Origin of the sequence: Nocardia sp. NPDC056064, assembly GCF_042266925.1 — a bacterium.
Lineage (GTDB): Bacteria > Actinomycetota > Actinomycetes > Mycobacteriales > Mycobacteriaceae > Nocardia.
The window spans coordinates 3,923,444-3,945,321 of the sequence record NZ_JBHJWO010000001.1 but is presented as its reverse complement, the minus strand read 5'-3'; the positions used below and the strand labels follow the sequence as shown (position 1 = coordinate 3,945,321).

General features: G+C 69.9%; 25 protein-coding genes. 15 read left to right on the top strand and 10 right to left on the bottom strand.

Annotation, left to right across the window (positions count from 1 at the left end):
* Positions 1-80 precede the first annotated feature (80 nt).
* Both ACFC06_RS18255 and ACFC06_RS18250 read left to right on the top strand, forming a co-directional pair.
* A complete protein-coding gene (locus tag ACFC06_RS18255; protein ID WP_375932272.1) occupies positions 81-608 on the top strand; it encodes a peptidase in 528 nt (175 codons plus the stop codon).
* 356 nt (positions 609-964) lie between these two features.
* A complete protein-coding gene (locus ACFC06_RS18250; protein ID WP_375932269.1) occupies positions 965-1,672 on the top strand; it encodes a TMEM165/GDT1 family protein in 708 nt (235 codons plus the stop codon).
* On the opposite strand, the gene ACFC06_RS18245 is transcribed toward ACFC06_RS18250, so the two are convergent.
* Positions 1,648-2,286, bottom strand: coding sequence for a TetR/AcrR family transcriptional regulator (locus ACFC06_RS18245; RefSeq protein WP_375932266.1), 639 nt, complete (start codon positions 2,284-2,286; stop codon positions 1,648-1,650). The genes ACFC06_RS18250 and ACFC06_RS18245 overlap by 25 nt on opposite strands.
* Entirely contained in the window at positions 2,283-3,158 is an 876-nt protein-coding gene (locus ACFC06_RS18240) for an SDR family NAD(P)-dependent oxidoreductase (RefSeq protein WP_375932263.1), read from the bottom strand. Before ACFC06_RS18240 ends, ACFC06_RS18245 begins: the two co-directional genes overlap by 4 nt.
* 144 nt (positions 3,159-3,302) lie before the next feature.
* On the opposite strand from ACFC06_RS18240, the gene ACFC06_RS18235 reads away from it, so the two are divergent.
* The gene (locus ACFC06_RS18235) at positions 3,303-4,070 is read left to right on the top strand and encodes an SDR family NAD(P)-dependent oxidoreductase (RefSeq protein ID WP_278260850.1); all 768 of its coding nucleotides are present in this window, start codon (positions 3,303-3,305) and stop codon (positions 4,068-4,070) included.
* A 50-nt stretch (positions 4,071-4,120) separates the two neighbouring features.
* Here ACFC06_RS18235 and ACFC06_RS18230 read toward each other — a convergent pair whose 3' ends face one another.
* The 4 genes from ACFC06_RS18230 to ACFC06_RS18215 all read right to left on the bottom strand — a co-directional run bounded on the left by ACFC06_RS18230 (position 4,121) and on the right by ACFC06_RS18215 (position 9,226).
* Positions 4,121-4,939 (bottom strand): class I SAM-dependent methyltransferase, encoded by an 819-nt coding sequence (locus tag ACFC06_RS18230; protein ID WP_375932260.1) that lies wholly within the window; start codon positions 4,937-4,939, stop codon positions 4,121-4,123.
* Between the two features lie 66 nt (positions 4,940-5,005).
* Positions 5,006-5,455, bottom strand: a complete 450-nt coding sequence (locus ACFC06_RS18225) for a GNAT family N-acetyltransferase (RefSeq protein WP_375932257.1) — start codon at positions 5,453-5,455, stop codon at positions 5,006-5,008.
* Between the two features lie 107 nt (positions 5,456-5,562).
* The gene (gene htpG / locus ACFC06_RS18220; protein ID WP_375932254.1) at positions 5,563-7,521 is read right to left on the bottom strand and encodes a molecular chaperone HtpG; all 1,959 of its coding nucleotides are present in this window, start codon (positions 7,519-7,521) and stop codon (positions 5,563-5,565) included.
* A gap of 13 nt (positions 7,522-7,534) precedes the next feature.
* Positions 7,535-9,226 (bottom strand): TM0106 family RecB-like putative nuclease, encoded by a 1,692-nt coding sequence (locus ACFC06_RS18215; RefSeq protein WP_375932251.1) that lies wholly within the window; start codon positions 9,224-9,226, stop codon positions 7,535-7,537.
* A gap of 134 nt (positions 9,227-9,360) precedes the next feature.
* Between ACFC06_RS18215 and ACFC06_RS18210 the strand changes: the two genes are divergently transcribed.
* The 7 genes from ACFC06_RS18210 to rraA all read left to right on the top strand — a co-directional run bounded on the left by ACFC06_RS18210 (position 9,361) and on the right by rraA (position 13,930).
* Positions 9,361-10,035, top strand: coding sequence for a DUF6474 family protein (locus tag ACFC06_RS18210; protein ID WP_375932248.1), 675 nt, complete (start codon positions 9,361-9,363; stop codon positions 10,033-10,035).
* A gap of 7 nt (positions 10,036-10,042) precedes the next feature.
* On the top strand, positions 10,043-10,612 hold the full coding sequence (locus ACFC06_RS18205) for a hypothetical protein (RefSeq protein ID WP_375932245.1): 570 nt from the start codon (positions 10,043-10,045) through the stop codon (positions 10,610-10,612).
* Positions 10,613-10,652: 40 nt separating this feature from the next.
* Positions 10,653-11,303, top strand: a complete 651-nt coding sequence (locus ACFC06_RS18200; protein WP_375932242.1) for a YcnI family protein — start codon at positions 10,653-10,655, stop codon at positions 11,301-11,303.
* 95 nt (positions 11,304-11,398) lie between these two features.
* Positions 11,399-11,923: a copper resistance protein CopC gene (locus ACFC06_RS18195; RefSeq protein ID WP_375935587.1), complete on the top strand. Its 525-nt coding sequence runs from the start codon at positions 11,399-11,401 to the stop codon at positions 11,921-11,923.
* Positions 11,924-11,929: 6 nt separating this feature from the next.
* Positions 11,930-12,874 (top strand): copper resistance D family protein, encoded by a 945-nt coding sequence (locus ACFC06_RS18190; RefSeq protein ID WP_375932239.1) that lies wholly within the window; start codon positions 11,930-11,932, stop codon positions 12,872-12,874.
* 64 nt (positions 12,875-12,938) lie between these two features.
* Positions 12,939-13,394, top strand: coding sequence for an SRPBCC family protein (locus ACFC06_RS18185; protein WP_375932236.1), 456 nt, complete (start codon positions 12,939-12,941; stop codon positions 13,392-13,394).
* 47 nt (positions 13,395-13,441) lie between these two features.
* On the top strand, positions 13,442-13,930 hold the full coding sequence (gene rraA / locus ACFC06_RS18180; protein ID WP_375932233.1) for a ribonuclease E activity regulator RraA: 489 nt from the start codon (positions 13,442-13,444) through the stop codon (positions 13,928-13,930).
* A 22-nt stretch (positions 13,931-13,952) separates the two neighbouring features.
* On the opposite strand, the gene ACFC06_RS18175 is transcribed toward rraA, so the two are convergent.
* Positions 13,953-14,174: an RNA-binding S4 domain-containing protein gene (locus ACFC06_RS18175; protein ID WP_375932230.1), complete on the bottom strand. Its 222-nt coding sequence runs from the start codon at positions 14,172-14,174 to the stop codon at positions 13,953-13,955.
* Between the two features lie 118 nt (positions 14,175-14,292).
* Between ACFC06_RS18175 and lysX the strand changes: the two genes are divergently transcribed.
* From lysX to ACFC06_RS18155, 4 genes are all read left to right on the top strand, one after another.
* Complete coding sequence (gene lysX / locus ACFC06_RS18170) at positions 14,293-17,619, top strand: bifunctional lysylphosphatidylglycerol synthetase/lysine--tRNA ligase LysX (protein ID WP_375932227.1); 3,327 nt, start codon at positions 14,293-14,295, stop codon at positions 17,617-17,619.
* Between the two features lie 138 nt (positions 17,620-17,757).
* Positions 17,758-18,348 carry a hypothetical protein gene (locus ACFC06_RS18165; protein ID WP_375932224.1) on the top strand — a complete coding sequence of 197 codons (591 nt, stop codon included), beginning with the start codon at positions 17,758-17,760 and terminating at the stop codon, positions 18,346-18,348.
* Between the two features lie 35 nt (positions 18,349-18,383).
* Positions 18,384-19,070 (top strand): hypothetical protein, encoded by a 687-nt coding sequence (locus ACFC06_RS18160; RefSeq protein WP_375932221.1) that lies wholly within the window; start codon positions 18,384-18,386, stop codon positions 19,068-19,070.
* 35 nt (positions 19,071-19,105) lie between these two features.
* Positions 19,106-19,726, top strand: coding sequence for a histidine phosphatase family protein (locus ACFC06_RS18155; protein ID WP_375932218.1), 621 nt, complete (start codon positions 19,106-19,108; stop codon positions 19,724-19,726).
* A gap of 171 nt (positions 19,727-19,897) precedes the next feature.
* On the opposite strand, the gene ACFC06_RS18150 is transcribed toward ACFC06_RS18155, so the two are convergent.
* Positions 19,898-20,752 (bottom strand): cutinase family protein, encoded by an 855-nt coding sequence (locus ACFC06_RS18150; protein WP_375932215.1) that lies wholly within the window; start codon positions 20,750-20,752, stop codon positions 19,898-19,900.
* On the opposite strand from ACFC06_RS18150, the gene ACFC06_RS18145 reads away from it, so the two are divergent.
* On the top strand, positions 20,745-21,014 hold the full coding sequence (locus tag ACFC06_RS18145) for a hypothetical protein (RefSeq protein ID WP_375932212.1): 270 nt from the start codon (positions 20,745-20,747) through the stop codon (positions 21,012-21,014). The genes ACFC06_RS18150 and ACFC06_RS18145 overlap by 8 nt on opposite strands.
* Positions 21,015-21,044: 30 nt before the next feature.
* Here the strand turns inward: ACFC06_RS18145 and ACFC06_RS18140 are convergent, their stop codons facing one another.
* Together ACFC06_RS18140 and ACFC06_RS18135 are read right to left on the bottom strand one after the other, a co-directional pair.
* On the bottom strand, positions 21,045-21,416 hold the full coding sequence (locus ACFC06_RS18140) for a hypothetical protein (protein WP_278260867.1): 372 nt from the start codon (positions 21,414-21,416) through the stop codon (positions 21,045-21,047).
* Positions 21,417-21,426: 10 nt separating this feature from the next.
* Entirely contained in the window at positions 21,427-21,858 is a 432-nt protein-coding gene (locus tag ACFC06_RS18135; RefSeq protein ID WP_375932209.1) for a roadblock/LC7 domain-containing protein, read from the bottom strand.
* Positions 21,859-21,878: the final 20 nt, after the last annotated feature.

Sequence of the window (21,878 nt, the reverse complement as noted above, 5' to 3'; positions counted from 1 at the left end):
TGGTACTTGTGTGCCAGATGGGTTTCGGGTTATCCCTGATCTATACGGGCAAAGTCGCCCCCGGACATCGGGAGGCCATCATGACGACGCAGGGTCCGATCGGGATCACGCCGTTCCAGGCGCGCGGTCAGCTGTGTGGGTTCGTGGTCTCGGGCCGGTGGCCCGACACCACCAAGGAGTGGGCGCAGGTGCTGGTGCTCGCGGTGCGGGTGGCCTCGATGCCCGGCCTGCTGCTGACCACCACCGTGTTCGGGGTGCGCGAGGAACTGCCCGACGATCCCCAGCCCGGCACGGTCGGATTGGTGCTGGCGGAGGGGCCGGTGCTCGGCGACGAGGCGATCGAGCCGGGGCGCTTCGCCGCGCACGTGCCGCCCGCCCTGCTGATGCTGCATCCGCCGTCGGAGACGCGGCCCTCGCTGCCGGAGTGCGCGGGCGCGGCGTCGGGCTGCGTGCTGTTGCCCGGTGTGCCGCATCTGGGCCTGGAGCACCGTGCGGCGTGGGCCGAGGCCGAGCTGGACGGGACGGTCACCTCGCTGGTGAGCCGGGTCGGGATGGACCTGATCAGCGATCCCGACACCGCCGTGCTCGCGATGCTGCTGGCGGCCTGAGGCTTTCGGCGTGAGCGGTCCGGCGAACGGCTGGCAACGGCCGTCCGGACCACCGGAATCAGGGCACCCGAACTATCCGGGCCGCTCAGCCAAACTTATTGCGGCCAGGGCGATTTCGATTACACAGGGTTGGCATCTCGGCAGCTATCGGGCTAGGGTGGACAGCAGCGAAGGGGAGTAGCCCGCAATCGCACAGTCGACATACTGATCGGCGCCTCGGCGCGGTCCGGCTGTGTGAACCGGTGACCACCGGTGGGCGAGACCTTCGGCCACGAACCGATCCGCAGACCGGTGTGGCTGAAGGCGCACCCGTCTCCTCAGCCACAGGCCGGAGTGTTGTCCTGGGAGCTGAATTCATGATCACCACGATCCTGTTGAGCTTCGGCGTGCTGTTCCTCGCCGAACTCGGCGACAAATCGCAGCTGATGGCGTTGACCTTCGCGCTGCGTTATCGCTGGTGGGTGGTGCTGGCCGGGATCAGCGTCGCCAGTGTCGCGGTCAATCTCATCGCCGCCGGGGTCGGCCATTTCCTCGGTACCGCGCTACCGGCGAACGCCATCGCCGTGGTCACCGCGCTCACCCTGTTGGCCGTCGGCCTGTGGACCCTGCGCGACGCGCTGGGCGCCGCCGACGAGGCCGACGAGACCCCCGCGCCGAGCACCCGCAATGCGTTCCTGGTCGTGATCTCGGCCTTCATGCTCGCCGAACTCGGCGACCGCACCATGTTCGCCGCCGCCGCGCTGGCCTCCAACAACAGCTGGCTGGCGGTGTGGATCGGCTCGGTGGCGGGCATGGTCGCCGCGGGCGCGCTGGCCATCCTGGTGGGCAAGCTCGCGGGCAAGCACCTGCCCGAACGCGGCATCGCGATCGCCTCGGGCCTGCTGTTCCTGTTCTTCGCCGCCAAGACGGTGCTCGACGCCTTCGTGCCCGGCCTGGGTGGCTGGGGCAGTGTCGCGGTGGCCCTGCTGGCGCCCGCCGTGACCGGCGCGGGCGTTGGCGTGTGGAAGCTCAGCCGCAAGAGCGTGCCGAGCCCGGCCGATCAGCCGGCGAAGGCGTTGCCGTAGAGCGTGCCCGACCGGCTGGCCAGGGCGATCAGCTCGTCCTTGAGGCCGCGCAGGCTGTCGAGCTCGTCGGCGGCGATCCGGCCGGTGACCATGGCGCCGATCGCGGCGGCCAGGGTGGCGCAGGCGAAACGCTGCTCCTCGGTCTCGGCGCCGAGCATGGTGGCCACCACCTCGACGAAGCGCTGTTGCAGGGCCATCCGCGCCTCGATCGCGGAGGGGCCCACCGCGTAGACCTCGACCAGGAACAGCCGGGCCGAGGCGGGGTCGTCGATCATGTGGTCGAAGTAGGCGGTGAGGATGCAGTCCATCCTGGTGAGCGCGTCGGTGTCGGCGCACTCGGCGATCACCGCCTGCAGCTTGGCCGCCAGCAGGCCCGAGACGCGATCGAACGCGGCGGCGAAGCAGTCCTCCTTGGAGCGGAACAGCTCGTAGAACGTCTCGCGGGAGACCCCGGCGCGCTTGAGCACCGCCGCCACCGGCGTGCCGACGTAGCCGCCCTCGGTCATCGCCTCGCCCATCGCGACCAGGATGCGCTCACGCTGGGAGGCCACCACCTCTTCGCGGGAGAGGTGGTGCCTGCCGCGCGGCAGCGGGCGCAGTGCCGAATCGCTCATCGTCGTTCCATTCTGCGTGGACGGGCAGGCTGGGTGGTGGTGAACGGGACTTCCTCGGTGCGGGCGATCTCCACCGCGCGGTCGACCTTGTTGCCGAGCAGGCGCTGCACCACCAGTTGCGCCAAGGGTCGCACCGGCAGCACCAACGCCACCCACCAGGGCGAGACCACGGTCCTGGATCGGCGGGCGATGGCGCGTTCGAGCGCCTCGACGGCCGGTCCGATCGGCGAGATGCCGGTCAAGCTGATCTCGGCGAGCACGGTGTGCGCGGCGGCGGTGCCGAAGCCGCGCCGGGTCATGTCGGTGTCGATCTCGGCGAAATAGCTGATGCCGACCCTGGCGCCGGTCGAGCGCAGCTCGCAGCGCAGGGTGATGGCCAGCGCCTCGATCGCGGCCGCCGAGGCGCTGTAGGCACCGGCCAGCGGCAACTGGACCGCGGTGGAGATCGACGACATCATCAGCACATACCCGCCCGGTCGCGCGATATGCGCCCCCGCCGCCTGCACCACATAGGCCGCCCCGAGCACATTGACCGCCAGCGTCTCCTCCAGCACGCCCGGATCGCCGCCGATCATGGCCATCTGCTTGGCGATCCCGGCATTGGCGACCAGCACGTCGAGCCCGCCCAGCTCGGCCACCAGCGCCTCGACCACGCGTTCGACCTGCGCGCGGTCGGCCACATCGCAGTAGCGCCAAGGCGCGTCACCGCATTCGGCGGCCACCTCGGCGAGCAGTTCAGGCTCGAGCCCCAGCAGCGCTACCTGCGCCCCGTGCGCGGCCAGCCGGACCGCCAGCGCCGCGCCGATCCCGCGCGCCGCACCGGTGATCAGTACCTTGCGCCCAGCCACCGATGGCCCGGAGAACCAACTCATGACGGCACGTTACCACCGGAAAACACGCCTGTTCACCGGTAATTCACCAGCTCCTACCGGGTAGTCGGGCAGCGTGATAGGCACCACGTCCGCAACCGGCTAGGGTGCCTTTGTTGGCAGTTTGCTAATCAGAAAGGGATCACTGTGGAGATTTCGGGTTCCGCCGCCATCGTCACCGGAGGCGCGTCCGGCCTCGGTGCCGCCACCGCCAAGCGTCTGGCCGACGCGGGCGCCACCGTCTTCGGCCTGGACGTTCCGGCGTCCATCGAGCGCGCGGGCGACAATGTCCCCGCCGGTGTCACCCTGATCGCCGCCGACGTCACCAGCAACGACGAGGTCGCCGCCGCGATCGCCACCATCACCGAGGGCCCGGCGCCGCTGCGCATCGTGGTGAACTGCGCCGGTGTCGGCTGGGCCGGCCGCATCCTGTCCAAGAACGGCCCGCACGATCTGGAGCTGTTCCGCACGGTCATCACCGTGAACCTGCTCGGCACGTTCAACGTGATGCGCCTGGCCGCCGACGCCATCGCCAAGACCGAGCCGGTCGACGAGTACGGCCAGCGCGGCGTGGTGATCAACACCGCCTCGGTCGCCGCGTTCGAGGGCCAGATCGGCCAGATCGCCTACTCGGCCTCCAAGGGTGGCGTGCACGGCATGACCGTCCCCGCCGCGCGCGACCTGGCCCAGTTCGGCATCCGCGTGAACACCATCGCCCCCGGCATCATCGACACCCCGATGCTGGCCGGTGTCACCGAGGAGTACCGCAAGGGCCTCGAGGCCGGTGTCCCGTTCCCGTCGCGCCTTGGCCGCCCGGACGAGTACGCCCAGCTGGTGGAGTACATCGCCACCCACGATTACCTCAACGGCGAGACCATCCGCATGGACGGCGCGCTGCGCATGGCCCCGCGCTAGGTGGTGCTGCCGAACTGCCCGTCACCGGAACCGGTGGCGGGCAGTTCTTTTCATTCCGCCGGTACCGTTCCCACGCCGATCAGCGCGTTGGCGAACAGGGCGGTGTTCGGGCGGTAGGTGAAACCCAGGTACTCGATGGCGGCCTCGGTGCGGCGCTGCCATTCCGCCTCGCCCACTTCGTGTCTGAGCACGGTGAGCGGCGCGCTGCTGCGGGTCATGGTGTCCCACAGGGATTCCGCGTTCGGGAAGTAGATCTCGGCGGTGTGCGGGCGGATGGTGACATCGTCGAAGCCCGCCGCGCGCATCTCCGCCTCGAAGACGGCCGGATTCTCCAGTTCGCGCGCGTCGGGCCGGGGCAGCGAGGTGTTCGGGTCGCCCGCGGTGAGCGCGCCGAACAGGGCACGCATCAGCGAGGAGTCGACGGCGGGTGCCCAGGCGGTGACCACCGCGGTGGCGCCGGGGCGCAGCACGCGGCGCAGTTCGGCGAAACCGCGCGCACGGTCGGGGAAGAACATCAGGCCGAACAGTGAGAAGCCCGCGTCGAAACTCGCGTCGGCGTAGGGCAGTTCCTGGCCGTCGCCGACCTCGGCGGTGATGGTGGTGTGCCCGGCGAGTTCGGCTGCGGCGGTGAGCTGTTCGATCATCGGCGCCGACAGATCGATAGCGCTCACCTTCGCACCCCGTGCGGCCGCGGCCAGGCTCAGCAGCCCGGTCCCCGCCGCCACGTCGACGATCTCGCTCTCCGGACCGAGGCCGACGTGCTCGAGCGCGTGCGCCGCGAACGGGCCGAGCACCGGCTCGCTCGTCTGCGCGTAGCCCTCGGCCACCAGATCCCACGGTCCCGCCGCGACCGGCGTCTCCTCCGACATACGCGATCGTTCCTCTCGCACACCACCGACAATCGTTGCCCACACTACGTTTTCGCGCGCGGTGCGTCAGATCGCCCGCGCGAAGGTGATCAGCGCGCGGCCCGGACCGTTGTAGTCGGCGACCGGGCCGACGACGGTGAAGCCGAGGCTGCGATGGAAATCGATGGAGGTGAAGTTGGCCGGTGAGGTGATCGCGTGCACCTGCGCGCGGCCGTCGGCTCTGGCGATCTCGAAGAACCGGTCGTAGAGGGTGCGGCCGAGCCCGGCCTTGCGGGCGTCGGGGCGCACGGCCACGAAATGGATGTAGGCCGTGCGGGGTTGGGAGGGCGAGCCGAAACCCACAAGGAAACCGGAGATCCCGTCCTCGTCGGCGGCGACCAGACTGGTCCGGTGGAAGTGGTCGAGGAACATCCTGGGCAGGTTCTGCACGACCGTGCGCCCCCACCAGTTGTCGACCACCGCGATCAGATCGTCGTAATCATCGGGACGTGCCCGCCGGATCTCGTGCCCCGCCATGTGTTCAATGGTGCCGGGAAACGCCGCGGTCGGCACGGTGGTTCCCGGTGACCGGTGCGCGGCTGTGACCGGGGCGTGGTGCCCGGCGGACCGGGCACCACGCGCTGTCAGACCGTGCGGGTCAGGCGCTCGGTGAGCAGCTGGGCGAAGCGGGACGGGTCCTTGAGTTCGCCGCCCTCGGCGAGAACCGCGGTGCCGTAGAGCAGTTCGGCGGTCTCGGCCAGCTCGGGGACCTTGCCCTCGTCGGCATCGGACTTGCGCGCGTCGTAGGCGTCGCGCAGGCCGGTGACCAGCGGGTGGGTGGGGTTGAGCTCGAGGATGCGCTTGGACTCCGGCAGCGCCTGGCCCGAGGCGCGGTACATGCGCTCGAGCATCGGGGTGAAGTCGAAGACGTCACCGACCAGGCACGCGGGCGAGGTGGTGAGCCGGTTGGTCAGACGCACCTCCTTGGCGACCTCGTCGAGGGTCTTGCCCAGCCAGGTGAGCAGGTCGGCGAAGTCCTTGTCCTGCTGCTCGCGCAGGGCCTCGGTCTCCTTCTTCTCGTCCTCGGTCTCCAGGTCGACCTCGCCCTTGGCGATGGACTGGAACTTCTTGCCGTCGAACTCCGGCACCGAACCGACCCACATCTCGTCGACCGGATCGGTGAGCACCAGCACCTCGAGACCCTTGGCCTTGAACGCCTCCAGGTGCGGCGAGTTCTCCACCTGCGCACGGCTTTCGCCGGTCATGTAGTAGATGGCGTCCTGGCCGTCCTTCATCCGCTCGACGTACTGCGCCAAGGTGGTGAGCTCGGACTCCGAGGCGGTCGAGGCGAACGACGAGACGGTGAGCAGGGTTTCGCGGTTGTCGGTGTCGGAGAGCAAGCCCTCCTTGAGAACCCGGCCGAACTGCGACCAGAAAGTCTGGTACCTGGTCTGGTCCTCGGCGCCCTGCAGATCCTTGACCGTGGAGAGCACCTTCTTGACCAGGCGCTTGCAGATCATCTGGATCTGGCGGTCCTGCTGCAGGATCTCGCGCGAGACATTGAGCGAGAGGTCCTGCGCGTCCACCACACCCTTGACGAAGCGCAGGTACTCCGGCATCAGCTCTTCGCAGTTGTCCATGATGAACACCCGGCGCACGTAGAGCTGCACGCCGCGCTTGTGCTCGCGGGTGAACAGGTCGAACGGCGCGGTGGACGGGATGAACAGCAGGGCCTGGTATTCGAAGGTGCCCTCGGCCTTCATCGGGATGATCTCGAGCGGCTCGTCCCAGGCATGGCTGACGTGGTGGTAGAACTCCTTGTACTCCTCGTCGGAGACCTCGGAGCGCGGGCGCGTCCACAGCGCCTTCTGCGAGTTGAGGGTCTGGTCCTCGACGATGGTCTTCTCGACCTTGTCCTCGCCCTCGCCCTCCATCACCGTGCGCTCGACCTGCATGCGGATCGGCCAGGCGATGAAATCGGAGTACTTGCGGACGATCTCGCGCAGCTTCCATTCCTGCGTGTAGTCGAAGAGGTGATCGTCCTCGTCGGCCGGCTTGAGTTCGAGCGTCACCGAGGTGCCCTGCGGCGCGTCGGCGAGGGTGTCGATCTCGTAGGTGGAACTGCCCGCGGCGGCGCTCCAGCGGGTGCCCTCGGCCTCGCCCGCCTTGCGGGTGGTCAGGGTGACCCGGTCGGCGACCATGAAGGTGGAGTAGAAACCGATGCCGAACTGGCCGATCAGCTCCTCGGCGGCGGCATCGGACTTCACCTCGGTGAGCTTGCGGCGCAGCTCGGCGGTGCCGGACTTGGCGAGGGTGCCGATCAGATCGATCACCTCCGCGCGGGACATGCCGATGCCGTTGTCGCGGACGGTCAGGATGCGCTTGTCGGCGTCGACCTCCAGCTCGATGTGCAGATCGGCGGTGTCGGCGACCAGATCCTTGTCCTGGAACGTGGCCAGCTTCAGCTTGTCCAGTGCGTCGGAAGCGTTCGAGATCAGCTCCCGCAGGAACGTGTCTTTGTTGGAGTAGACCGAGTGGATCATCAGCTCCAGCAGCTGATGGGTCTCGGCCTGGAACTCGAGGGTTTCGACGTGCTCAGTCACGGCCCCGAGTTTATTACCGTCCGAAATCCGGGAGGGCGGGAACCTCGTCGGCGGCTCGGTGGGTCATCCAGTCGCGCAGGACCTGGGTGGCGCGGACGTCGTCTTCGTTGTATTCGAGCAGGCGGGTGCGCTGGGTGAGGTCGCTGGGGGCGTCGTAGCCGACGGCGCGGCGGTACCAGCCCATGGAGGCCTCGCCGCCGGCCTCGGCGTCGCGCCAGTGGAAACCGGCGACCGGGGCGATCTTCTTCAGGCCCTTGCCGTTGGGGCAGATGAACTGTTCGGTGACGGCCTGGAACATGTCGACCCATTCGATCGAGTCGACGAAGGCGCGGACCTGCTCGTGGGTGGGCACGCCGGGCATGCCGGCGAAGCGGCGGGCCGACTCGTAGAGCCACTTGTCCTCGGCGGTGCGCGAATAGCAATAGGCGGCAAAGGTTTTGCCCGCCGCGTGGGCCTGTGCGCGGACCTCCATCAGCCACGTCCAGAACTCGCCGAAGGAACGGCCCTCGTCGGTGGTGGGCAGCGGGTCCCAGGTGAGGAACGGGCGGTAGACGCCGTCGAGCAGGGTGCCCCACAGGTAGGCGCCGTCTTCCTGGTAGCTCTCCAGGTCGACGTCGACCTCCACGTCGGCGCGGCGCACGCTCACCTGCTCGAAGCGGCGCACCAGCGGCGCGCCCGCGATCCAGGCGCGTGCGGTGACCACCGCCTCGTCGAACGGGCCGTGCTGCCAGTCCTCCGGGTCCTCGCCCTCCCAGGCGGCCAGTTCGTCGATGGTGTGCACGCCGTGCCCGCGCAGCACCTCGGCCCGCGACCCCGGCGCCACCAGGCTCACGTCCCGCATGATCGCCAGCTGACCCTCACAGCTGGGCGAGCCCTCCGGGCCACGCACCCACCACGGGCACTGCCTGCATTCGGGCACCTTGGACGGCTGGGTGGGCAGGTCGCCGCGCACCACCGCGATGCGGTCGGCGTAGCGCTGGTCGTAGTCGGCCAGCACGGTGGTGAGGTCGTGCACGAGGATGCGGTCGAAGGCCAGGCCGATGGCGCCGCCGACCAGGGCGGGGCTGGCCATGCCGTAGCGCTGCAACATCCGGTACAGATGCGCGAGACGCTGCTGGTCGCGCGGTTGCGGGCGCAGCTTCACGTGTTTGTCGCGGCGCGGGGCCCAGCGGAACAGGTCGGAGGTGAGGGGGTGGAAATCGGCCGGGTCGGGACGGCGCGGGTCGGTGACCTTGTGGTTGACCACGATGATCGGGATGTATCCGCCGCGCTCGGCATCGCGCAGCAGGAACTCCACGCCACCGCGACGGCCGGTGTCGGCCTCCTGCGGCAGCAGCGCGCCCCAGATGCGCGGCACGCCCGCCTCGAGGGCGCCCATCGTCGCGGCGACCCGCTCGGCCGCGCGCAGCCCCGGGTCGATCACCACCCACTCGTCCGGGGCGGCCGCGACCAGCTCGTCGCGCACCTTGGCCCGGTGCGCGGTGGCGGCCTCGCGACGCTGCTGCACGCCCGGGTCCTCGCGCACCTCGGCGAGCAGCTCGGGATGCTGGGCGTCGAGGTGCAGGCGGTGCCTGCACCCGATCAGCGAGCGCGCGTCCAGGAAGGCGCCGCGCGATCGCGGCTCGGCACCTCGATCGGGCGCAGCGGAAGCGGGGGCCGGGCATCGCACCGGCCCGCCGTCGAAGTCGTCCTCGGCTGCACGCACGCAAGCAGTATGGTCCCTCCCCCCGACACAATGCCCAATCGCTACCCTCATCCCACTACGCTACGAAGTACGGCAGGCCACCGCGTGGTGGTGCTGCCTCATGACTTGGCGAGCATGACGGAGGGCCTGATCTCATGGGGTTGTTCAGCAAGCGTAAGCGGCGTCCCAGCCGGCGCGCGGAGGCGAAGGCGCTCAAGCACAAGGCCGCCGTGGAGGCGAAGCTGACCGCCAAGAACGAGCGCAAGGCCGCCAAGGCGGGCGAGCGCACCAGCCGCAAGGCGGTCAAGGCGCAGGCCCGCACCGACGCCAAGGTGGCCAAGGCGCAGATCGCGACGCTGCAGGCCGAGGAGAAGGCCGCCCAGAAGGTGGCGGCCAAGGCCGACCGCGAGCTGTTCAGCGCGGCCCAGATCCGCAAGTACATCGGTGTCGCGCGGGTGCTCATCCCGGTGCTGGCCCCGCTGGCCTACCGCGGCGCGACCTTCGTGCGCGGGCAGCTCGACGCGCGCAAGGCCCAGCAGCTGGGTATCGGCCTGGACCAGCTCGGCGAGTTCAGCGGGCACGGCGCGCGGCTGCAGGCGCGCATCACCAACACCGAGACCGCGCTGGACAAGATCGCCGGCGACGCCCCCGGTGACGCCGACACGAAGAAGTTCGTCGAGGCGGCCCGCTCCCGGCTGACCGATCTCAACGTCGCGGTGAACACCGCCGAGCAGATGCCCGCGCCGCGCCGCAAGGCCGTGCACGCCTCCATCTCGGCCGAACTGTCCGTGCTCGAGAACGACGCGCTCGCCCGTCTCGGCGTGCGCTGATCCCGTCGTGACCACGCCACAGCTCACCGCCCGCCTGCGCGGTGGTGGCTGTGGCGTCCTCGTCGGCGCGCTCGCCGTCGCCGCGCACGGGATCGGCGGTGGCGGGGTGCCGCGCTCGGCGGAAATCGGTCTGCTGCTGGTGGTTTCGCTGGCGGCGGGGTTGTTCGCCGGTGGCACACGCACGAGCACCGCCGGACGCCTTGCGGCACCGGGGGATTCCGCTGTCCATCGCGCGCTGCGAACTCCCGGCGCGCGGATCGGCGCGGCATTGCTGGGCGGGCAGTGGGTCGGCCACTTCGCCCTCTCGATGACGCTGGACCACCACGGCGATCTGCTCCACCTGCCCGGTACGCCGATGATCGCGGCGCATCTGCTCGCCGCCTTCGCCTGCGCCGCACTGATTCTCGCCGCCGAGCGGCTGTATCTCGTTGCCTCGAGCACCCTTCGGGCCGTGCTCGGCACCCCGGTCTCCCCCGTCGGCCCGCGCCTGGTGCGCTGGACCGGCTCCCCCGCCGCCCCGCGCGGTGCCCGTCCGAAAGGCGCGCACGCTCCGCGCGCGCCGCCCCTGTTCGCCTGATCTCCCCGGCATCAGATCTCTTCGGACAGAAGGCAATTCCATGCACAACTTCATCACCCGTGGCACCGGCACGGCGGCACTCGCGGCCGGGCTGGTCCTGGCCGCCTGCGGGTCGGCCGCCGCGCACGTCACCGTCGACGCTCCCGGCGCCGCCCAGGGCGGCTACACCGTGGCCACCTTCAAGGTGCCCACCGAATCCGAGACCGCGTCCACCACCGGACTGCGCGTGACGGTGCCCAATCTCAAGAGCGTGCGCACCGAACCGCTGGCGGGCTGGACGGCCAAGATCGAGCGCAACGACAAGGGCGAGGCGGTCGCGGCCGTCTGGACCGCCGACCCCGGCAACAAGGGTGTCGGCCCCGGGCAGTTCCAGCGCTTCGTGCTCTCCCTCGGCCCGCTGCCGAAGCAGGAGACGCTGACCTTCCCGGCCCAGCAGACCTACAGCGACGGCAAGGTCGTCGCCTGGGACCAGCCGAGCACCGGCGGCGCCGAACCCGAACACCCGGCGCCCTCGCTCACGCTGAGCGCCTCCGGCGGCGCGCACGGTGACGACCACCAGGTCGCCGCCGGTGATACCGCCGAGGATGACACCGACTCGGTCGCCCGCTGGCTGGGCGGGATCGGCCTGGCACTTGGCCTGTTCGCGGCCGCGCTGGGCCTGGGCCTGGTCTTCCGTGGACGGCGCTCGTGATGCGCGTGGATCACTGCGCCCGCGCGCCGAAGACGCGCCGCGACAGCGCCGCACCCGATGTGGTCGCCGAGATCAACCGCTCGGCCCGCAGGCGGATCGCCGGGCGGGTGCTCACCGTGCTGCTGGCCGGGCTGTTCGCCTCGGTGTTCGCGGTGGCGGGGTTCGCGAGCGCGCACTCCGGTGCGGTGAGCAGCGTGCCGGAGAACGGTTCGACCGTCGAGGCCGGGCCCGCGCGCGCCAGCATCACCTTCAACGAGGAACTGCAGCAGAGCTTTCCGTCGCTGACGGTGGTCGGGCCCGACGGCAGGCTGTGGTCGAAGGGCAAGGCCAGCGTCGAGGGCAACACGGTGAGCGTGGAGCTGGGCGAGCTGGGGCCGGTGGGTGAGTACACGCTCGCGTTCCGGGTGACCTCGGCCGACGGTCACCCCGTCAGCGGCACGCGGACCTTCACGCTGAGCAAGGCGGGCACCGGCACGCCGGGCCCGCGCCCCGGCGAGGACCAGGCCGAGGGCGGTGGCGACTCCGGCGGGATACCCGTGTGGGTGTTCATCGCGGGTGGCGTGGTGCTGTTCGGCGCGGGCCTCGCGGTGGCGCTGCTCGGTGGCCGGCGCGCGAAGTAGCCCACGATGACGATCGGTCGCCGGGAACCCGGGACGACGCCGCGGCAGTGGCGGGTCCTGGCGCCGGTCGTGGTGACCGCGCTGGCCGGGGTGCTGCTGGCCTGGGGCCTGCGCGGCGCGGGCGGGTTCCCCGGGGTGGCGTTCGCGCGCGTGGTCGCCGACGGCGCGGGCGCGGTGGTGTTCGGCCTGGCGGCGCTGCCCCGGCTCCAGGACCGGCTGACGGTGAGCTGGCGGCCGCTGGCGGTGCTGGCCGGAGTCTGGTTCGCCGCGGAGTTCACCGTGCTGGTGTGCGAGGCCGCCGAGATCGTCGGGGTGCCGGTGCGGGCGCTGGGCGCTGCCGAGTTCGGCACCTTCCTGACCAGGCTCAGCGGCGGGCAGATCGGCATCGCGATCCTGTTCTGCACCGGCGCGATCGCCTGTTACGCGGCGGTGGCCTTCCGCAGGCCGGAGTCGGCCTCGGCCGATCTGGTGCTGGTGTTCGCCGCCGTCGCGCTGGCGCTGCGCCCGATCACCGGGCACATGTCCCAGCAGGCGTTCGGTTCGGTGCTGGCCGCGGTGCACGCGCTGGCCGCCGCCTGCTGGCTGGGGCTGCTGCTGGCGATGGCGGTGGTGTTGCGCACCCGCGGCGAATGGGCCGCGACGCTGCCGCGCTATTCGGCGCTGGCCGCGCCGCTGGTCGTCACCGTCGCGCTGACCGGCCTGATCGACGGACTGGTCCGCCTCGACGGCCTCACCCCGCTGTGGACGAGCGGTTACGGGCGCATCCTGCTGGCGAAGATCGCGGTGCTGGTGGTGCTGGTCGGGCTGGGCTGGTGGTGGCGGCGCGGCTGGGTCGCCAGGGCCGCGAGTCACCGGGTGACGGCCGCGGATTCGCTGCGCAACGCCACGCTCGAGGTGGTGGTGATGGGGCTGGCCTTCGGCCTGGCCGCGACGCTGGCGGTCACCGCGTAGTCGCCTCCGTCACGTTCGCCCACAGCTCCGTTGGACGATGTACGAACCCCGCTAGAGTTGCGCTATGACCGAAGTGAGGATCGCCGAAGACTGCGCCGCGCCCGCCGAAACCGCGTTCGCCTTCATGAACGACTACCACAACCTGCCGAAGTTCTGGTACGGCCTGGAGTCCTTCACCCCGGTCACCGCGCAGACCGACGGGCTCGGCGCCACCTTCGACGGCAAGATGAAGATGGGCCCGGCCTCGCTGACCTCGCGGATCGAGGTCGTGGGCTGGGAGGAGAACCAGCTCATCGCCACCCGCTCGATCAAGGGCATCGAGATCGTCACCACCTTCCGGTTCCTGCCCAAGGGCCCCGAGCTGTGCACGATCGACGCGGTCATCGATTTCTCGGTCGGCGGCGGACTCACCGGCAAGGTGCTGGCCAAGACGATCGAGCCGTTCATCAAGATCGCCGTGCAGCACACCACCGACGCGCTGCGCCGCGAGATCGAGAAGGCCCACCAGGCCGGAGTGTGAGAAGGACGGGTCCCACCTCGCCCGCCGGACCTGACACAATCGGCTCCATGACCGAATCAGCGAATGTTGTGGCCACCGCCGATCTGGCCGATGAGATCGGCCCCGAGATCCGCTCCTGCGATACCCAGTTCATCCAGTTCGGTGGCCGGGAAGCGTTCGCCGGACGGATCACCACGATCCGCTGCTTCCAGGACAACCTGCTGGTCAAGCAGACCCTGGGCGAGCCGGGCGAGGGCAAGGTGCTCGTCGTCGACGGCGGCGCCAGCGTGCACACCGCCCTGGTCGGCGACATCATCGCCGGTCGCGGCGTGGACAACGGCTGGGCCGGCGTGATCGTCAACGGCGCGGTGCGCGACTCGGCGATCCTGCGCACCCTCGACATCGGCGTCAAGGCGCTGGGCACCAACCCGCGCAAGAGCACCCAGACCGGCAGCGGCGAGAAGGACGTCACCGTGGAGTTCGGTGGCATCAGCTTCGTCCCCGGCGACATGCTCTACAGCGACCACGACGGCGTAGTAGTCCGCGCCGAGGACTGAACCGCTCGGCGGGTGTTCGGGATCAGTTCCCGGACACCCGCACCTTGTGGCCTGCCAAGACCACCACGTCGCCGATCTGGAGTTGGCGGCCGCGGCGGAGTTCGACTTCGTCGTTGACCCGGACCAGGCCCTGGGCGATCACCGTCTTGGCCTCGGAACCCGAATCGATCAGGTTGGCCAGTTTCAGGAATTGCCCGAGCTTGATGATCTCGTCATCGATGGGCACATCGACTGGTTCCGACATGCGCTAATACTTACTCCTCCACCGAAAACCGCGTGCAACCGGCCCCGTTGCCGCGCGCACGGAACACGCCGCGCTCGCCGCCGTACCCATCCGCCGCCGATGCACGCACACTGGATGGGTGACCTCCGCGCAAACCGAGCATCCACGCGCCGCCGCGCCCCCCGCGGACCGAGCGGGCGCGCCCGCGCCGCACCGTCCGCACGGCCGCCTGTCGGAGGTACCGCACATCACCGGGCTGGTGCTCGGGGTGTTCGCGGTGCTGTGTTTTCTGTGGAGTCTGTCGCCGGCGCTGCGCTATCTGACCCACACGCCGCGCCACTACATCGACACCTATTACTTCGACGCCCCCGACACCAGTCTGGTGTGGGCGCTGGTGGTCGGCCTGCTGGCCGCCGCGCTGGCCGGGCGCAAGCGGATCGCCTGGTGGCTACTGATCGGCTATCTGGTGTTGTTCGCCCTGGCCAATATCGCCGAGTACACCGACAAGCGCGATGTCGACGCGCTGGTGGCGTGCGTGGTGCACGTGGTGGTGATCGCGATCCTGATCGCCGCGCGCAAGGAGTTCTACACCAAGGTCCGGCCGGGCGCGGCCTGGAAGGCACTCGGCGTGCTGGTCGCGGGGATCGCGGCGGGCTGGCTGCTGGGCTGGGGGCTGGTGGAGCTGTTCCCCGGCTCGCTGCCCGCCGACGGCTGGCAGCGGCCGCTGTGGTCGCTCTATCGCGTCACCGCCGCCGTGCTGGTGGACAACGAGAACTTCGACGGTATGCCGCCGCACTGGGTGAACCTGCTGCTCGGCCTGTTCGGCGCGTGCGCGCTGCTGGGCGCGGTGGTGGTGCTGCTGCGCTCCCAGCGCGCCGACAACGCCATGACCGGACGCGACGAGTCCGCCATTCGCGGCCTGCTTGCCGAGGCCGATATCGAGGACTCGCTGGGCTATTTCGCCACCCGCCGCGACAAGGCGGTGATCTTCGCGCCCAACGGCAAGGCCGCCATCACCTATCGCGTGGAGCTGGGTGTGTGCCTGGCCAGCGGCGACCCGATCGGCACCCACGACGCCTGGGAGCCCGCGGTCCGGGCCTGGTTGCGGCAGGCCGACCGGTTCGGCTGGGCACCCGCGGTGATGGGCGCCAGCGAGGCGGGCGCCACCGTCTACCGCAACGCCGGCCTGACCGCGCTGCGTCTCGGTGACGAAGCCGTCCTCGACACCCGCGCCTTCTCGCTGGCCGGTCCGCACATGAAACAGGTGCGCCAGGCCGCGAACCGCCTGCGCAAGCAGGGCTACGAGGTGCGCATCCGCCGCTGGCGCGACATCCCCGCCGAGGAGTACCCGGAGATCGTCGGCCGCGCCGACGCCTGGCGCGACACCGAGACCGAACGCGGCTTCTCGATGGCGCTGGGCCGCCTGGGCGACCCGCTCGACGGCGACTGCCTGCTGGTGGAGGCCCGCGACGGCGACGAACGGGTGCGCGGCATGCTCTCGTTCGTGCCGTGGGGCCGATCGGGTGTCTCCCTGGAACTGATGCGGCGCGACCCGAGCAGCCCCAACGGCGTGATGGAGCTGATGATCTCGCAGCTCGCGCTCACCGCCGACCAGTACAGCGTCACCCGGATCTCGCTGAACTTCGCGGTGTTCCGCTCGGTGTTCGAGGAGGGTGGGCGCATCGGCGCGGGCCCGATCCTGCGGGCCTGGCGCGGGGTGCTGCTGTTCTTCTCGCGCTGGTGGCAGCTCGAGGCGCTGTACCGGTCGAATGTGAAGTACCAGCCGCGCTGGGTGCCGCGCTTCTTCCTGTTCGAGGAGAGCAGGCAGCTGCCGCGTGTGGCCACGGCGTGCGGGCTGGCCGAGGGCTTCCTGCCGCGCCTGGGCAAGGAGCCCGACGCCGCCGTGCACACCGGCACCCATCCGTCGGTGCCCGAGAGCGTCACCGGCCTGCACGACGACGGCAGCGCGCCCGAATCCGCCACCGGCGCCGACACCGAGCAGGGACCGCGCAGGCCCGAACAGGTCCGGGTGCGCCTGGACAAACTCGGCAGGCTCACCGCCGCGGGCATCGACGCCTACCCCGTGGCCTATCCCCCGACCCACACCATCGCCGAGGCCAGGCGCTGCCCCAAGGGCACCACGGTGCGGGTGGCGGGCAGGCTGCTGCGCATCCGCGACTACGGCGGGGTGATCTTCGCGGTGGTGCGCGACTGGACCGACGAGATCCAGTTGCTCATCGACCGCGAACGTGTCGGCGCCGACCGCAGCGCCGAGTTCACCGAGTTCTTCGACCTGGGCGACCTGATCGAGGTGAGCGGCCAGCTCGGCGTGAGCCGCGGCGGCGAACTCTCGCTGCTGGCCCAGGACTGGCGGATGAACGGCAAGTGCCTGCATCCGCTGCCCGACAAGTGGCGCGGCCTGGCCGACGCCGAGGCCAAGGTGCGCCAGCGCTATGTCGACATGGCGATCGACCCGCAGACCCGCGAGGTGATGGCCAAGCGCAGCGCGGTACTGCACTCGCTGCGCGACTCCCTGCACAACTGGGGCTTCCTCGAGGTGGAGACCCCGATCCTGCAACAGGTGCACGGCGGCGCCAACGCCACCCCGTTCCGCACCCACATCAACGCCTACGACCTGGACCTGTACCTGCGCATCGCCCCCGAGCTCTATCTCAAGCGGCTCTGCGTCGGCGGCATGGAGAAGGTGTTCGAGGTGGGCCGCACCTTCCGCAACGAGGGCGTGGACTTCAGCCACAATCCCGAGTTCACGATCCTGGAAGCCTATGAGGCGCACAGCGATTACCTGCGGATGATGCAGCTGTGCCGCAAGCTCATCCAGGACGCGGCGGTGGCCGCCAACGGCGCCGAAGTGGCGCTGCGCCCCACCGAGGACGGCGGTTTCGAGTCCGTCGACATCTCCGGCGAGTGGCGGGTGAAGACCGTGCACGGCGCGGTCTCGGAAGCCGTTGGTGCCGAGGTGAACACCCGCACCGAGCTCGACCGGCTGCACGAGCTGTGCGATGAGGTCGGCGTGAACTACCAACATGGTTGGGACGCCGGACAAGTCGTGCTCGAGATGTACGAGCACCTGGTCGAGGCCCGCACCACCGAACCCACCTTCTACTGCGACTTCCCCACCTCGGTCTCTCCGCTGACCCGCTCGCACCGCAGCATCGACGGCGTCACCGAACGCTGGGATCTGGTGGCCTGGGGCGTCGAATTGGGCACGGCCTACAGCGAACTCACCGATCCGGTCGAGCAGCGCCGCCGGCTCACCGAGCAGTCCATGCTGGCCGCGGGTGGTGATCCGGAGGCGATGGAACTCGACGAGGATTTCCTGCAAGCTCTCGAACACGCCATGCCGCCGACCGGTGGTCTCGGGATGGGTGTGGACCGGATCGTCATGCTGATCACCGGCCGCAGTATTCGCGAAACCCTGCCCTTCCCACTGGTGAAACCTCGCTGATTGGGTACCCCGTCCCGGGGCGTCGACGATCCACATCGACGCCACGATCTTTGAAGTTCGGTGTCTCTCAGGCACCATCGGTCTCGGACACCGGCACCGGGAGGATGCCGGACCGAACACCTGACGGGATGGGAATTCATGTATCTGGACCTGCTGACCACGGCCTCGCTGGCCGATCCACACCTGCTGACCAGCAGTGTGGACACCCTGGCGAGCTCCGACACGGTCAACACCGCCCTCGATGTGCTGGCGAAGAAGAGCCGGGGCGGCAGCAGTAGCAGAAGTGGTGGCCGCAGCGTGGGCGGGATCCTCGGCGGCATCTGCTGCCTGGTGATCGTCGTGGTGATCGTGGTGGTCATCCTGCTGCGCAAGAAGAACAACAACAACCAGCCGCCCGCCTACAACCAGGGGCAACCGCCCTACGGCCAGCCGGGCCAGCAGCCGTTCGGTCAGCCCGGTCAGCAGCCGTACGGGCAGCAGCAGTACGGCAACACCGGTGATCAGTACGGTCAGCAGTCCTACGGCGGCAATACCGGTGATCAGTATGGTCAGCAGCCTTACGGTCAGCCCGGCCAGCCGTACGGCCAACAGCCGTACGGGAACACCGGCGGCCAGCCCTACGGTCAGCCCGGCCAACAGCCTTATGGCCAGCCCGGTCAGCCGCCTTACGGTCAGCCGGGCCAGCCGCCCTACGGTCAGCCGGGTCAACCGCCCTACGGCCAGCCCTGACCTGATCGACGGACTCGCGGCGATACCCTCGGTCGATGACGAGGCATCCCCGCGAGTCCTCGGGCGAACAGCTGTTCGCCATGGGGCTCTCCGCGACCGGTGTGGCCGGATTGTTCCTGCTGCTGCGGTTGTTCGCGGTCACCGACTACGACTGGAACGCCGCGTTCTCCCTGGTCGCCACGCTCGGCATCGGCGATGTCGCGGCCATGGTGCTCGGCACGCTGATGGCGGCGCCGATCCTGGGCGGGCTCGCGCTGGCGATCCTGTTCCCCACGGCGGTGGTCCATCAGATCGCCCTCGGCAGGCCGGGCCGCGAGAACGCGGGCAACCTGACCTGGCTGATCACCGTCACCCTGTTCTTCGTCTCGCTGCTGTGGACCTTCCGGATGTGGTGGGTGCCGGTGGTGGCCGTGCTGGTGGGCGCGGTGCTGGCCGCGCTGGTGCTGCCGCGCCGCGATCGGCGCGAGCACAGCCGTTTCGCGCACTGGTTCCTGCGCAGTTCGCTGCTGATCGTCACCGTGGCCGCGCTGATCCTGGCCGCGGTCGTGCAGGACCCGTGGGTGTCGCTGGAACGCATCCACACCAGGGACGGCGTGCTCGAGGGCTATGTGATGGAGAATCCGCCCGGCTTCCTGAAGGTGCTGCTCGAGCGGGGCCGCGAGATCGTGATCCTCGATATCGCCGATGTCACCGGCCGCGAGGAGGTGGACCCGGAGCCGTGAGGCGCCGCCGCCGGTGATGGGGCAGAGTGAGGGGCGTGCAGCTGATTCTCGTGCGTCATGCCCAGCCCGGCCGCGTGGTCGGCACGTCCACCGCCGCCGACCCGGCGCTGACCGAGATCGGCAGGCAGCAGGCCGAGCGGGTGCCCGCCGCGCTGGCCGCCCACGACATCGTCCGCGTGGTCTCCAGCCCGCAGCGCCGGGCCCGCGACACCGCCGCACCCACCGCCGCCGCGCGCGGACTCGACGTCGAGATCGTCGACGACCTCGCCGAATACGACCGCGACCTGCCCGCCTACATCCCCATCGAAGACGCGAAGACCGACTTCGCCGACGCCTACGCCCGCATCAAGGCGGGCCTCCTCCCCGAGCAGATCGACGGCCCCGCCTTCACCGCCCGCGTGCTCACCGCCGTCGACGCGCTGGTCGCGAGCAGCGCCCCCACCGACACCGTGGTCGCCTTCGCCCACGGCGGCGTGGTCAATGTGCTGCTCGCCGACATCCTCGGCCTGCCCCGCCCGCTGACCTTCCCGATCGACTACTGCTCGATCACCCGCATCCTCTACTCCCGCACCGGCGCCCGCACCGCGGCCACCATCAACGAGAACGGCCACGTCTGGGAACTGCTGCCGCGCAACCTCGCCCGTAGCGGCACCTGACCGCCAACGCAGCCCCGCACCCGCGACCTCGAGGAGCGGCGGCGCGCAGCGCCGCGTCGCGGCCGGGTCGCCGGTCAGGTGCCGCTGCGTAGGCGACGAAGGAGCAAGCAGCGGTGCCTGACCGGCGACCCTCCAGGGGCCGCGACCTCGAGCGCGCCAGCGCTCCAAATATCAAGCTTGCTGGGCGATCCAGTTGTGCATCCAGGTGATGGCGGTCTGGCCACCGCCCACCGGGTAGGAGCCGTAGAGGGTGTGGGCCTGGGAGCGGTAGAAACGCTCCAGGTCCTTGGCCCGCTGCTGGTTGGCGGCCTCGGACAGCTGCGCCTGCAGTGTCGGCACACCACCGTGGGCCATCAGGTCGTTCATGATCGCGCCCGCTTCGATCTGGTAGCGCCACAGGTTGGCCGGGTTGGCGTCCGAGCTCTGGGCCAGGAAGCCGGCGAACCGGGTGACGAAATCGTCGGTGGCGGTGGCGCAGTAGAGATCGTCGACCGCGCAGATGGTGCGCACCCGGTCGCTGATCCAGCCGAAGCCGCCGGGACGAGCGCCACCGGCGCCCGCGCCCTGGGCGTGCGGGCCGACCTGCACATCGGTCGGCGAGCGGCGCGGATCGGAGATCAGGCCGACGGCGGCGACGCGGTCGGGCCGGATCGCGCCGATGCCGGTGCCGATCTCGGCGGCCAGGTCACCGGCGGCGTCGGCGCCCTGGCTGTAGCCGACCAGCGCGATCTTGGTGTCGGCGCAGGAGGCCAGCTTCGCGGTGATCAGGCCGCGCGCGGCACTGACGGCTTCCTTCTTGGAGTTGCCGTACACATCGCCTTCCCACGGGAACGCGGTGGCGGCGTAGGTGACGTAATCGACGTCGGTATTGCGGGGTAGGCCGTTGGTGACGCCGGACAGCATGCCGGGGCCGGGCTCCTTGTCGTGGCCCGTCTCCCAGGTCCCCGGGATCGCGACGACATACAGGCTCGGGCAACCCGGTGCCGCGGAGGCACTCGTACTGCCGACCATGATTCCGGTGGTCATCGCCGCGGCAGCACCCAGCGCCGCGGCAACTTTCTTCAAACGCATGCCGCTCCAGTTCAACCTTGTCTTCCCAGACCTCGCCGCGAATCACAATAAGGCCACGCGCCCGCCGGTGCCACATGACCGGGTGTCCATGTCCGATTTCCGACAGTCGGCGAACGATCGCATGACAGCGGAACGGATCTCACCCCCGCACTGGCGGAGTCGCTGCGCGCGCGTGCAGTTGAACGTCCTCACCGTCACCGGCCGCACGCCGGCCTGACGGTGAGGCGTTCGGCCGCGGGCGCTGGACTCACACCTCGAGGTCTTCCTCGATGCCCTTGAGGCGGTGGCGGGCCAGCGCCAGGTTGCCGCGCGCGCGGTCGAGCGCGAGGTAGAGGAACAGCCCTTTGGACTTGCGGCCCGTCATCGGCCGGATGATGTGGTACTGGGTACCCAGGGTGATGAGGATGTCCTCGATCTCCTCGTTGAGGCCCAGCTGCTCGATGGTCCGCATCTTCGCGCGGACCACCTCGGTGTTGCCCGCCGCGGCGATCTGCAGGTCCAATGCCTTGGTACTGCTGAGCATTCCGAGCGCCATGCCGGAGTTGTAGTCGACGATCGCGGCGCCGACCGCGCCGTCGATCACCATCATGTCCTTGAGTGCCAGATCGATATTCGACATGTCCTACCTTTCATTTGGTGTGCTTGCCCTGGTTGTTGCCAGAGATGTTCGCCGCCGCCAGGTGTTCGGCGATGGCGCGTGCGACCGGCCGCGACTCCAGGTGGAGCCGGCCGACGTTCACTTCCGGGCCCGCCAGCACGGTCAGCGCGGTGTAGCCGGCGGCGTAGATCACCACCTGCCCCTCGGTGCCGTGCACGACGACCTCGTTGAACCCGCCCCCGTGCGCCGTGGAGGCCAACCGGAACGACAGCGACAGCTGCGCGGCGGCCAGCGCCGCCATGCCCGCGGGTTCGATGTGCGGGGGCAGGTCGTGCTCGATGAGCAGGCCGTCGCTGGACGCCACGACCGACCCGGTGAGCCGGGGCACGCGCTCGCGCAGGGACTTCAATTCGGCCAGCACCGCCGCGTTCCGTTCGGGCACGGTCATCGCCACCTCGGTCACTTTCTTTCCCCTCCAATCAC

What these genes read in the sequence shown, in the direction of transcription:
- ACFC06_RS18160 (WP_375932221.1), top strand. Translation starts at nt 18,384, where the DNA reads ATGACGAGGCATCCCCGCGAGTCCTCGGGCGAACAGCTGTTCGCCATG.
- ACFC06_RS18230 (WP_375932260.1), bottom strand. Translation starts at nt 4,939, where the DNA reads ATGTCGGAGGAGACGCCGGTCGCGGCGGGACCGTGGGATCTGGTGGCC.
- ACFC06_RS18210 (WP_375932248.1), top strand. Translation starts at nt 9,361, where the DNA reads ATGGGGTTGTTCAGCAAGCGTAAGCGGCGTCCCAGCCGGCGCGCGGAG.
- ACFC06_RS18185 (WP_375932236.1), top strand. Translation starts at nt 12,939, where the DNA reads ATGACCGAAGTGAGGATCGCCGAAGACTGCGCCGCGCCCGCCGAAACC.
- ACFC06_RS18200 (WP_375932242.1), top strand. Translation starts at nt 10,653, where the DNA reads ATGCACAACTTCATCACCCGTGGCACCGGCACGGCGGCACTCGCGGCC.
- ACFC06_RS18140 (WP_278260867.1), bottom strand. Translation starts at nt 21,416, where the DNA reads ATGTCGAATATCGATCTGGCACTCAAGGACATGATGGTGATCGACGGC.
- ACFC06_RS18175 (WP_375932230.1), bottom strand. Translation starts at nt 14,174, where the DNA reads ATGTCGGAACCAGTCGATGTGCCCATCGATGACGAGATCATCAAGCTC.
- ACFC06_RS18150 (WP_375932215.1), bottom strand. Translation starts at nt 20,752, where the DNA reads ATGACCACCGGAATCATGGTCGGCAGTACGAGTGCCTCCGCGGCACCG.
- ACFC06_RS18225 (WP_375932257.1), bottom strand. Translation starts at nt 5,455, where the DNA reads ATGGCGGGGCACGAGATCCGGCGGGCACGTCCCGATGATTACGACGAT.
- ACFC06_RS18190 (WP_375932239.1), top strand. Translation starts at nt 11,930, where the DNA reads ATGACGATCGGTCGCCGGGAACCCGGGACGACGCCGCGGCAGTGGCGG.
- rraA (WP_375932233.1), top strand. Translation starts at nt 13,442, where the DNA reads ATGACCGAATCAGCGAATGTTGTGGCCACCGCCGATCTGGCCGATGAG.
- ACFC06_RS18245 (WP_375932266.1), bottom strand. Translation starts at nt 2,286, where the DNA reads ATGAGCGATTCGGCACTGCGCCCGCTGCCGCGCGGCAGGCACCACCTC.
- ACFC06_RS18240 (WP_375932263.1), bottom strand. Translation starts at nt 3,158, where the DNA reads ATGAGTTGGTTCTCCGGGCCATCGGTGGCTGGGCGCAAGGTACTGATC.
- ACFC06_RS18165 (WP_375932224.1), top strand. Translation starts at nt 17,758, where the DNA reads ATGTATCTGGACCTGCTGACCACGGCCTCGCTGGCCGATCCACACCTG.
- ACFC06_RS18250 (WP_375932269.1), top strand. Translation starts at nt 965, where the DNA reads ATGATCACCACGATCCTGTTGAGCTTCGGCGTGCTGTTCCTCGCCGAA.
- ACFC06_RS18255 (WP_375932272.1), top strand. Translation starts at nt 81, where the DNA reads ATGACGACGCAGGGTCCGATCGGGATCACGCCGTTCCAGGCGCGCGGT.